We start from the raw sequence: 11,258 nt of genomic DNA on the forward strand, positions 1-11,258 counted from the left end.
TCAGAGGTTGCGTTTATCCGGCTGTTTTCCTACAGCGGCAGACAAACGCGAAATAAGGCGCCCTCGTTGATCCTGCTCTCGACGGCGATGGAGCCGCCATGGGCGGCGACGATCTGTTCGGAAATAAACAGCCCCAGTCCCAGCCCCGCGACCACGGTCTTGGCTGACACCCGTTCGAACTGTTGAAAAATACGCTTCTGGTTTTCTTCACTGATGCCAATCCCGCGATCCTGCACTTCGACCCGTGCCTGGCCCTCGTGACTGTAGACCCTCACATCGATCTGGCTCTTGCCACCATAACGCAAGGCGTTGGTCAGCAGATTTGAAATCACTTGCTCGATACGGAATTCGTCCCAGTTGCCGACCACTGGCTGTTCAGCCGTAAACGTAACGGAACACTCGGCGGCGTCGACCTGCGGTGCGAAGTTTTGCAACAGATTGTCGACCAGTTGCACGAGATCGAATTTAGTCGTCCGGATCGACAATTTGCCGGTGCGGATGCGTGACACATCCAGCATGTCTTCAATGAGACGGATCAGGCTTTTGATCTGCCGCTCGTCACGGTCGACCATGGCGTGCATCTTGTCGAGGGTGAACGCCGACGCGTTATCCCGGGCCAGGTGCATCTTGCGCAACTGGGTTTCGAGGATCAGCCCATTGAGCGGCGTACGCACTTCGTGGGCGACGATCGACATGAAGTCGTCCCGCATGCGCACCGCTTGTTCCAGCTCATTCTGGGTGGTCTGCAATTGCTTGAGCAGTGCTTCCTGTTCGCGGCGAGCCTGTTCCAGTTCTTCGACCTGTTGCTTCATCGCCTTGCTCTGGCGATACAAATCGACGAAGACGTTGACCTTGCTCTTGACCGCATGGATGTCCAGTGGCTTGTGCAGGAAGTCCACGGCACCGCTTTCGTAGCCCTTGAACGCGTAGTTCAGCTCGCGGCCCGCGGCACTGACAAACACAATCGGGATGTTCTTGGTTTTTTCCGTGCCGCGCATCAGCTCGGCCAATTCGAAGCCGTTCATGCCTGGCATCTGCACATCGAGAATGGCCATGGCGAACTCGTGTTGCAGCAGCAACGACAAGGCTTCGTCGGCGGACAAGGCTTTATAGACCATGCGGTCTTCACGCTTGATCAAGGCCTCAAGCGCCAGCAGGTTTTCCGGCAGATCGTCGACAATCAGCAGTTTGGCTTGGATGTTACTCAGCATGCTATTCGTTCCAGCTCGACAAGCAGACGGCCGATGCCGTGTATGGGGAGAATGTGGTCCGGGTGATGCAAATCCAGCGCTGCCCGAGGCATGGTCGCGACCTGGGCTTCGTCCGGGTCCTGCACGATGGTCAGGCCCCCGCGACGTTTAACCTGGGCCAGACCGCTGGCGCCGTCACGGTTCGCACCGGTCAGCAGCACAGCCGCCAGACTGGTTCCGTAGGCATCGGCGGCCGACTCAAACAGGAAATCGATGGCGGGCCGCGAATAATGCACGCGGTCCTCCAGGCTCAGGGAAAGGCTGCGGTCATGCTCCACCGACAGGTGATACCCGGGCGTCGCGAAATACAGCGTTCCGGCTTCGATCTGCGTCTTGTCACGGGCCTCCTGAACACGCATGGCCACGCGCCGGGTAAACACTTCTGCCAGGTGGCTACGACGCTCGTCAGGCAGGTGCAGTACCACAATGATCGGCAGCGCAAAGCCTTCGCGCAGAGGGCTGAGAATACTCAGTAACGCCTCCACGCCACCGGCTGAAGCACCGATCACGATAGCCTCCACAGAAGGCAAATCCGCTGCATTGCTCATGATTTACGGTAGATCCGTTCTTGTTTGACCAAGGGCTCAAATTGATTGCCGAAGGCTGAAAAATCCGGTGTTTCCTTACTGCCCAGGACCAGGAAACCGCGATGGCAAAGGGACTCATGGAATAAACCGAACGCTCGGTCCTGAAGCTTTTTATTAAAGTAGATCAAAACATTACGACACGAAATTAATTGGGTTTCTGAAAAGACGCTATCCGTCGCCAGACTGTGATCGGCGAAGGTCACGTTCTCACACAACGTCTTGTCGAAAATCGCGTAGCCATAGGCCGCTGTGTAGTACTCGGCGAACGAACGCTGGCCACCTGCCTGCTGGTAGTTATGAGTGTAGGCGCGGACATTCTCCATAGAGAAAATCCCCTGCTTGGCTTTCTCCAGCGAGCGTGGATTGATGTCGGTGGCGTAAATGATGGTGCGCTCGAGCAAGCCTTCTTCGCGCAGCAGGATCGCCATCGAATAGACCTCCTCGCCCGTGCTGCAACCGGCAATCCAGATCTTGATCGATGGATAGGTCTTGAGCAGCGGCACCACTTCCTTGCGGATCGCCAGGAAGTGCGAAGGGTCGCGAAACATTTCGCTGACCGGAATCGTCAACAATTGCAGCAACTGCATGAACGCGGTCGGATCGTGCAATACCTTCTCCTGCAGGGCGGAAATGGTATTGCACTCAAACTGCACCAACGCATGATTGACCCGGCGCTTGATCGAAGCGCCGGAATAATCGCGAAAGTCGTAGCTGTACTTGAGGTAGATCGCCTCGATCAGCAACCGCAATTCGATCTCGCTGCTTCGCTCAACTGAACTGATGCGTTCCACTAAATGCGTTCCATCTTCGGTAACCACACGCGAATCAGCGAGAACAGGCGATCCAGGTCGATGGGCTTGGCCAGGTAATCATTGGAGCCGGCTTGCAGACAGCGCTCCTGATCATCCTTCATGGCCTTGGCCGTGACTGCAATGATCGGCAGCTTGCGCCAGCGCGGGTCCTTGCGGATCTCGATGGTGGCTTCGAAACCATCCATCTCCGGCATCATCACGTCCATCAACACCAGATCGATGTCCTCGACTTCATTCAGTTTTTCAATCGCTTCACGACCGTTCCGGCCGATGACCACGACCGCACCTTTTTGCTCCAGCGCGCTGGTCAGGGCGAAGATGTTGCGTACATCGTCGTCTACCAGCAGCACTTTGCGGCCCTCGAAGACCTTGTCGCGACTGCGCGCGGTCTTGAGCATCCGTTGGCGTTCATGGGACAACCTGGATTCGACTTTGTGCAGAAAGAGTGTGACCTCATCCAGCAACCGCTCGGGTGAGCGAGCACCCTTGATGATGATCGAGCGCGAGTACTTGCGCAGCTCAGCCTCTTCGTCCCGGGTCAGGTTGCGTCCGGTGTAGACGATCACCGGCGGGAACGAGCAGATATCTTCGGTCGACATGCGCTTGAGCAGATCGTTGCCGAGCATGTCCGGCAGCTTCAGGTCGATGATCATGCAGTCGAAAATCGTCGTGCGCAGTTGGTCGAGCGCTTCCTGGGCAAAGCCGACGGCGGTGATCTCGATGTCTTCGTCACCGATCAGGCGCGCAATGCTGTCGCGCTGCAAATCGTCGTCTTCCACCAGCAGCACCCGCTTGACCTTCTGGGTCAGCTTGGCTTCGAGACGGGCGAACACGTCCTTGAGTTCTTCGCGTGTGGTCGGCTTGACCGCATAACCAATAGCACCCATGTGCATGGCCGCCTCGACCCGGTCTTCGACCGAAATCACGTGAACAGGAATATGGCGGGTTTCGGCGTGTTCTTTCAGACGCTGCAACACGGTCAGTCCGGAATGATCCGGCAGGCGCATGTCCAACAGAATGGCGTCGGGAATGTACTCTTTGGCAAGGTCGTAACCTTCGTCAGCACCATGGGCAACCAGGCAGTGGTAGCCCAGTTCGTGCGCCAGATCGAAGAGGATGTGCGCAAAATTCGGCTCATCTTCCACCACCAGGATGCATCGGGTGGCGAACGGTGCCTTGCAGCGGTCATCGTCGAAACGCGGGATATTGACTTCGGCAATCAACGGCACCAGCGCGGGCGTTGGCGCTCTCGGCGCCATGGCGACCGGCGAGGCCTGCATCGGTGCGACCGGCACATCGTTCGGTTCGACGTATTGCTGCGGAAGCACCAGAGTAAAGACACTGCCCTGCCCCGGCTCGCTGGTGACGCTGATCGATCCGCCCAGCAACGCGGCCAGGTCCCGGGAAATCGACAGGCCCAGGCCCGTGCCGCCATAACGGCGATTGGTGGTGCCGTCAGCCTGGCGGAAGGCTTCGAAAATACTTTCCTGCTGGTCGGCGGCGATGCCGATCCCCGAATCGCGGACGATAAAGGCGATGCCATCGTTTGGCTGGGACGCGACCGTCAGGCTGACGGTGCCTTTCTCGGTAAATTTCACCGCGTTCGACACCAGGTTCTTGATGACTTGTTCCAGACGCTGGCGGTCGGTGAACAGCATCATCGGCGAACCGGGCTGCAAGTCGACTTCGAACTTCAAATGCTTGTCAGTAGCCATCGGCTCGAACATCCCGCGCAGCCCTTCCACCAGACGCGCAACGCTGGTGTTCTCGGGGCGCATTTCCAGCTTGCCGGCCTCGACTTTGGAAATATCGAGGATGTCATTGATCAGATTGAGCAGGTCATTGCCGGCGGAGTAGATCGACTCGGCGAACTTCACCTGCTCGGCGCTGAGGTTTTCCTGCGGGTTTTCTGCCAGCAACTTGGCCAGGATCAACGAACTGTTCAACGGCGTGCGCAATTCGTGGGACATGTTGGCAAGGAACTCGGACTTGTACTTGCTTGAGCGCTGCAACTCTTCGGCGCGCTCTTCGAGCTGGACCTGGGCTTGATTGAGTTCGGTGTTCTTCAGGTCCATCGCGTCGCGCTGGTCGGCGAGGATCTGCGCCTGGTCAGCGAGTTGCTCGTTGGTCTGCTCCAGTTCGACTTGCTGGGTTTCCAGATGAGCCTGGGATTCCTTGAGAATCCGCGATTGTTCTTCGAGTTCTTCGTTGGCGGTCTTGAGTTCTTCCTGCTGAACTTGCAACTCTTCGTTGAGTTGCTGGGTTTCAGCGAGTACCTCCTGCAAGCGTTGACGATAGCGAGCGGCCTCGATCGACGTACCGATGTTGCCGGCAATCAACTCAAGCAACTCGATGTCACGGTCGTCCAAGGGGCGCAGGAAGCCCAGTTCGATCACACCGTTGACCCGGTCATCGTCACTGGTCGGCACCACCAGCACACTATGCGGCAAACCTTCGCCCAGCCCGGAGCTGACTTTGAAGTAGCCACTTGGCACGTGGTCGAGACGAATCAGGCGAGCCTGTTGCGCCACTTGGCCGACAATCCCTTCATCGCTGTAAATCTGCTGGTCGCGCTCTTCCTGTTCGCGAGAAAACCCGTACGACGCGACACGCCTCAGGCCCCCGTGTTCTTCACGCACATAAATAGCGGCAACGGCCGTGCCCAGATACTGCGCGCAAAACTGCAAGATGTTGCGCCCCAACAGGTTGAGCGACAGCTGCCCCAACACTTGCTCGGCCAGTTCGGTCTGGCCATTGCGCAACCAAGCTTGCTGCTCCAGGCGCCAGGCGCTGGCCTGTTGCGCGGCGAGGTTGGCGCTGTAGCTTTGGGAAAGGTTGAGCAAATCACGACGGCCGATATAGGCCAGCAAACCACTGATACCGAGGATGAATATCAGGTAGAGAGAGATGCTCCAGATCGTGGTACGGCGCACTTCCTCGTTGCGCGTGGTGCGCAACTGCTGCTCCATGTCGATCACGTCTTCGAATTGCTTGCGGATCTCATCGGTCAGCCGCTTGCCGCGTCCGGCCCTGACAGCACTGCGATAATCACCGCTGGCGCGCTGCAGATCGATCATGGATTGCGCGTAGTTCGCCCACTCCTCCTGTAAGGCCTGGAGCCGGTGCAGACGGTCGGTTTGAACCGGGTTGTCGCCGGTGAGATCGAGCAAGGTATTGAGCGCGACGGCGATTCTCGGCTTGGCTGTTTCGTACGGGTCGAGAAAATGCTCATCGCCGCTGAGCAGAAAGCCGCGCATCCCGGTTTCCAGATCAACGGTCAGCTTCACCGCTTCATTGGCGTTATTGATCACCCGGTCGGTGTGTTCGACCCACTGGATCACCGACAGCAGGTAGGTGATCAGCGAGACAAAAAACACCGCACTGAGCACACCGACACCCAACGGCAGGCTGATGTTGCGGCTCAGGAGTTTACGGAATCGTTGCTCATCAACCGAAGACGCAGGGGTCATGGGAAGGCCTTGTCGAACTGTTCAAAACCAGGGAGTTTGCCCCAAAACGGGCACATTGATCCATTTATATGACGTGTATACGGGCAAATCCCTGCATTTAGCTGTTCTCGGTCAAAGGACCGGTTATCCTGCCGCCTCTTGTACGGCTATTCTTTTTTGCACAGCGTTGGGAACTTGTCGGGTTCTGCCACTTACTCATGCTAGAGCCCGGCGATTTCGATTGACCGGCGACCCTGAATTCAACTTGAGAGTCCTTTTATGTCCTCCGAATCGTCCATCATCCTCGTAGTAGAAGACGATGCCATTGTGCGCATGCTGATCGTCGACGTTTTGGAGGAACTGGAGTTCAAGGTTCTCGAGGCCGATGGCAGCGAACAGGCCCTGGAATTTCTCAACGATGAAGATCAGCTCATCGATTTGATGATGACCGATGTGGGTTTGCCGGTGATGGATGGCCGCGAACTGGCCACCCAGGCGCGGATGCTGCGCCCTGAACTGCCGATCCTGTTCGCCAGCGGTTATGCCGAGAGCATTGATGTGCCGGCAGGCATGCAGGTGATCGGCAAGCCGTTTTCGATTGATCAGCTGCGAGACAAGGTCAAGGGCATGCTTGCCTGAGTCTCGTCGTCGCGCCCCCCCGTTTATCCCCTGCCCTCTACCCGCACCAAGGAATACCCGTTCATGAGTCAGCCCCGCGCAACCAACGTATTGGTCATTGGTTACGTCTGGCCCGAGCCCCGATCTTCGGCGGCCAGCGGGCATGTGATGCAAATCCTCGATACGTTCCTGCAACAAGGCTGGGACATCACGTTCAGCAGTCCGGCCGGTACCGGTGAACACCGCGCCGACTTGACGGCGCTGGGCATCCGGGAAGTGCCGATCGAGTTAAACAACAGCAGTTTCGACGCGTTTATCAGTGAGCTGGCGCCGGATATCGTTCTGTTCGACCAGTTCATGATGGAAGAGCAGTTCGGCTGGCGTGTAGAAAAGCACTGTCCCGACGCATTGCGGGTGCTTGAGACTTCGGATTTGCAAAGCCTGCGGCATGCCCGGCATCAACGACTCAAAGATCGTTTGAAAGCCAGTGATGACAACAATGATTTCAGCGATCTGTTCGCGCCGGCGTTGCGCGAAGAATTCGAATTGATGGCCGATACCGATCTGGCCAAACGGGAGATTGCTGCGCTGTATCGTTGCGACTTGAACCTCATTATTTCCGAGGTGGAAATCGAGTTGCTGGTCGAGCAGTTCAAAATACCCCGCAACCTGCTGCATTGGTGTCCGCTGATGGTCGAAACGCCGTGCGTGCCGCCGACGGCGTTTGAAGAACGCGCGCACTTTCTGAGCATCGGTAATTTTCGACATGCGCCGAACTGGGATGCGGTGCTCTGGATGAAAACGGCGATCTGGCCGCTGATCCGCGAACAACTGCCCAGCGCTCAGCTGCACATCTACGGCGCCTACACGCCACCCAAGGCCACCGCGCTGCATAACCCAGCCCAGGGTTTTCATGTCATGAACTGGGCAGAAGATGCCTTGCAAGTGATGTCGGCGGCGCGTGTGTGCCTGGCACCGTTGCGTTTCGGTGCTGGCATCAAGGGCAAGATTGTCGACGCCATGCTCTGTGGCACGCCTTCGGTGACGACACCCATCGGCGCTGAAGCCATGCATGGCAAACACCTGTGGCCTGGCGCCGTGACCCGCACCGCGCAGGCGTTTGCCGACGAGGCGGTGCAGTTGTACAAGAATGAGTCGCTCTGGACGCAGGCCCAGTCATTGGGGCAGAAACTGCTGGCGGATCGATATACCACCGCGGAGCATGGTCCTGCGTTGATCGAGAAGTTGTTGCAGTGCCAGCGGCACCTGCCAAAACTGCGTAGTGATAACTTTACGGGCAGTATGTTGCGCCATCATCACCACAAAAGTACGCAATACATGGCGCAATGGATTGAAGCTAAAAATCGGAATCCGCAGTAACTTGCAAGCATTACAAGCACATACTTTGCATCAGCACGATTATTGATTGCACTCTTCAGTAGCCTTATAAAGAGTGCGTCAAAGCAGATCATATAATTATGTTTTGACACTACCCATACACTCTATCAACCGTGCAAGGATGCATTAAATGGACAGCATTGTTCAGAACAACTACGACCTGAAAAACTGGATGGCCGCCACGCCGACTATCGATACATTATCGCTCAATGAATTAACATTGCCGGGCACCCATAACGCCGGCTGCGACTGGAAAGCGTCCTGGCCGCTGATCCCGGGAGCCCATTGGCTGGCCTGTCAGCACGATTCGTTCTACTCGCAACTGCGTAACGGCTCCCGAGCGCTGGATATCCGTTTGACGTACGACGCCGATGCGCCGGGGCTGGGGAAATTCCGTCTTCATCATAACGACTTTCTCAATTCCCGGACCTTGGGGCATCTTGTTACCGACGTTGAAAACTTTCTTACGGAAAATCCCGATGAATTCATCATCCTGGACTTCCATGATTTGAGCGATGACGCGTTTGATTTTAGGTATTTCAATAACATGATCACGCACTTTCTTGGCCATCGCATCATCCCCGGCAAAAACCGCTCATTAAGTTTGCGTCAACTCAAACAAATCAGCTCCTTACAAAGAATACTAGTCGCCGCCCCCTGGAGCAGTGCGCTTGACAGAAACATGTTCATTGAGCCGATCGAGCACCAATGGTCCGGAAACGGCATCATCAGTGCTACGGAATTGGAGCAGTACGTCAAAAAAGTGCTGCTGTACCCGCCAGGTACTTGGGCTCCGTGGTCCCTGTCGGCGACCAGTTATAGTGCGCTTGGCGGCCCGGTAGATATCCACGACAAACTTGATGTGTGGTTTGACCCGAGCAAGAGTAACTGGGCAATGCTGTGTAACATAATCAATGTCGACTTTATCGAAGAGAGCAAGATCGTTTCATATTGCCGAACCGCGAACCTGAGTAAAGCCGCCAATCGGCACAAGTAGATGCCGCGCCATTAAATGGCTATTTTTGTGCAAGTATTTCCGAGACTGGCATTGCTGTCACACGCTTCTATGCTGGGTCATGAGAACCTATCTACGCAGGCTAATAAAACGGATAAGGCACGCCGCCCTATTCGACTCACCGCCTCCACGATGGGGGCGTATCAACGACAAGGAACAGTCATGACCCGAAATATAGCAACGACTTTAGATAAACAAAGGTGGATGAGCAACGTACTGGATATCGATGTATTGAAGCTGACCGATGTTGTCTGGCCCGGTACGCATAATGCCGGTATGGACAAACAAGCGCCCAAATATGAAGTGCTCATTGGCAACTGGACCACCTGTCAAAACGGTTCATTTGCCTGGCAACTGTCAAAGGGTGCACGAGCCTTTGATATTCGTCTCGGTTACACCGAGGGCGTGGACCAATCGATTTTCTATTTTCATCACAACGGCTACCAATCTCATCGTGTCCTCGATGAGCTGATAACAGCCGTCCTGGCGTTTCTTGATCGTAATCCGGATGAGTTCATTGTTCTGGATTTCCACCAACTCGCCGACGGGGCCAAACCCTTCGACTACCAGAAACTCAATGATCTTCTGGTAAGCCGCCTTGGACATCGTGTGGTGCCACCCGACAACGCCACAAAAACGATCGGCGAGCTCAAGCAGATCAGTACTCGGCGCCGGGTTGTGTTGGCAGCACCCTTGCATCGGGAACTGGATGAGGATTACTTCTGGCCGCGCATCACACACAAGTGGCTCAGCAGGCGGTTCACCGACACCGAGGATCTGAAAAAGCATATTTCCAACACACTCAAGGATGCGCCGTACGAAACATTTCTATGGTCTTTATCGGCCACCAGCTACGCGTTTCTGGGCGGTCCTCAAGACATCAAAAGCCACATCAACGACTGGTTCAATCCCACCCGGGACTGGGTGACGCGCTGTAGCATCATCAATATCGACTTCTTCGACGAGTCAGAGATCGTGCGTTATTGCTGGACCGCCACCAGCATGAAAGCCGTTTACGGCCACGCCTTGCACAATCGAGCGCCGGCCTGACATCCGAAGTGTTGCACGCTGGCATTCGCGGGGTGGAAAGAGGCATGATCAGGGCGCAATGACAATAAAAAGCGCCCTGACATGACCCGAACCGCCAGAGTTACCGATCCTTCCTATGAACTGATGGACGACCATAACGGGCTGTCGATCATCTATCGCCAGCATGGTTTCCCCTGCCCATTGGTGCGTTGGCATTTTCACAAGGAATACGAACTGCACCTGATCGTCGCCAGTTCCGGCAAGGTGTTCATCGGCGATTACATCGGTAACTTCTATCCGGAAACCCTGTTTCTGACCGGCCCTAACTTGCCTCACAACTGGATCAGCCAGGTGGCTGAAGACGAGGTAGTGCCCAAGCGCGACATGCTGGTCAACTTCACGGATGAGTTGTTCGAAAGCGGTCATCAGGTATTCGCCGAACTCAAGACCCTCACGCCACTGCTGGAACGCGCGCAGTACGGCATCGAATTCCGATGCAAACGCACGATCCGCCAGGCCATGACGTTGATGCAACGCATCGCCGATACTCAAGGCGTAACCCGGCTCGGGCATTTTTTCATTCTGTTGGAGCTGCTCGCCGCTTCTGACGACTTTCAGTTGCTGTCGGGTGCCACCACGCCGCAACTGGCGGATGAACACAACGTTGATCGCACCAACCGCGCCGTGGATTACATCTTTGCGCATTACGCCCGGGATCTGCCGCTCGAAGAAGTGGCCGAGCACCTGGGCATGAAGCCGACTTACTTCAGCCGGGTGTTCAAACAGGCGACCGGTCGCTGCTTCATCGAGTTCGTCAATCGCCTGCGCATCAGCAAGTCCTGCGAGTTGCTCGCTGATGGTGACAAACCGGTGACCGATGTGTGCTTCGAATCGGGTTTCAACAACATTTCCAACTTCAATCGGCGTTTCCAGCAGCTCAAGGGCATGACGCCTTCGCATTACCGGCGGCTGGCGGTGCAGCGGTTGACTGAGCAAAACCTGGGTTAAAACACAATTCTTGTGGGAGCGGGCTTGCCCGCGATAGCAATCTGTCTGGCACATAAATGTTGAATGTGCCGACGCTATCGCGGGCAAGCCCG

The 11,258-nt window shown here is 56.0% G+C and carries 9 protein-coding genes; 5 read left to right on the plus strand and 4 right to left on the minus strand.

Annotated elements, in window-relative coordinates:
• Window positions 1-29: 29 nt before the first annotated feature.
• From ACRC4F_RS15595 to ACRC4F_RS15610, 4 genes are read right to left on the minus strand one after another with little or no spacing between them, the layout of a single operon-like run.
• Window positions 30-1,211 carry a hybrid sensor histidine kinase/response regulator gene (locus tag ACRC4F_RS15595; protein WP_438660122.1) on the minus strand — a complete coding sequence of 394 codons (1,182 nt, stop codon included), beginning with the start codon at window positions 1,209-1,211 and terminating at the stop codon, window positions 30-32.
• The gene (locus ACRC4F_RS15600; protein ID WP_438660123.1) at window positions 1,205-1,798 is read right to left on the minus strand and encodes a chemotaxis protein CheB; all 594 of its coding nucleotides are present in this window, start codon (window positions 1,796-1,798) and stop codon (window positions 1,205-1,207) included. Before ACRC4F_RS15600 ends, ACRC4F_RS15595 begins: the two co-directional genes overlap by 7 nt.
• The gene (locus ACRC4F_RS15605; RefSeq protein ID WP_438660124.1) at window positions 1,795-2,628 is read right to left on the minus strand and encodes a CheR family methyltransferase; all 834 of its coding nucleotides are present in this window, start codon (window positions 2,626-2,628) and stop codon (window positions 1,795-1,797) included. Before ACRC4F_RS15605 ends, ACRC4F_RS15600 begins: the two co-directional genes overlap by 4 nt.
• Window positions 2,628-6,119, minus strand: a complete 3,492-nt coding sequence (locus tag ACRC4F_RS15610; protein ID WP_438660125.1) for a response regulator — start codon at window positions 6,117-6,119, stop codon at window positions 2,628-2,630. The genes ACRC4F_RS15605 and ACRC4F_RS15610 overlap by 1 nt, the downstream gene beginning before the upstream one ends.
• 258 nt (window positions 6,120-6,377) lie before the next feature.
• On the opposite strand from ACRC4F_RS15610, the gene ACRC4F_RS15615 reads away from it, so the two are divergent.
• From ACRC4F_RS15615 to ACRC4F_RS15635, 5 genes are all read left to right on the plus strand, one after another.
• Window positions 6,378-6,737, plus strand: coding sequence for a response regulator (locus ACRC4F_RS15615; protein ID WP_438660126.1), 360 nt, complete (start codon window positions 6,378-6,380; stop codon window positions 6,735-6,737).
• Window positions 6,738-6,800: 63 nt separating this feature from the next.
• Window positions 6,801-8,096, plus strand: coding sequence for a glycosyltransferase (locus ACRC4F_RS15620; protein ID WP_438660127.1), 1,296 nt, complete (start codon window positions 6,801-6,803; stop codon window positions 8,094-8,096).
• A gap of 148 nt (window positions 8,097-8,244) precedes the next feature.
• Window positions 8,245-9,111, plus strand: a complete 867-nt coding sequence (locus tag ACRC4F_RS15625) for a phospholipase (RefSeq protein WP_438660128.1) — start codon at window positions 8,245-8,247, stop codon at window positions 9,109-9,111.
• A 180-nt stretch (window positions 9,112-9,291) separates the two neighbouring features.
• Complete coding sequence (locus tag ACRC4F_RS15630) at window positions 9,292-10,179, plus strand: phospholipase (RefSeq protein ID WP_438660129.1); 888 nt, start codon at window positions 9,292-9,294, stop codon at window positions 10,177-10,179.
• 81 nt (window positions 10,180-10,260) lie between these two features.
• A complete protein-coding gene (locus ACRC4F_RS15635) occupies window positions 10,261-11,166 on the plus strand; it encodes an AraC family transcriptional regulator (protein WP_438660130.1) in 906 nt (301 codons plus the stop codon).
• The last annotated feature ends 92 nt before the right edge of the window (window positions 11,167-11,258 follow it).

The organism is Pseudomonas sp. (assembly GCF_051660785.1).
In the GTDB taxonomy this organism is placed as follows: Bacteria; Pseudomonadota; Gammaproteobacteria; order Pseudomonadales; family Pseudomonadaceae; genus Aquipseudomonas.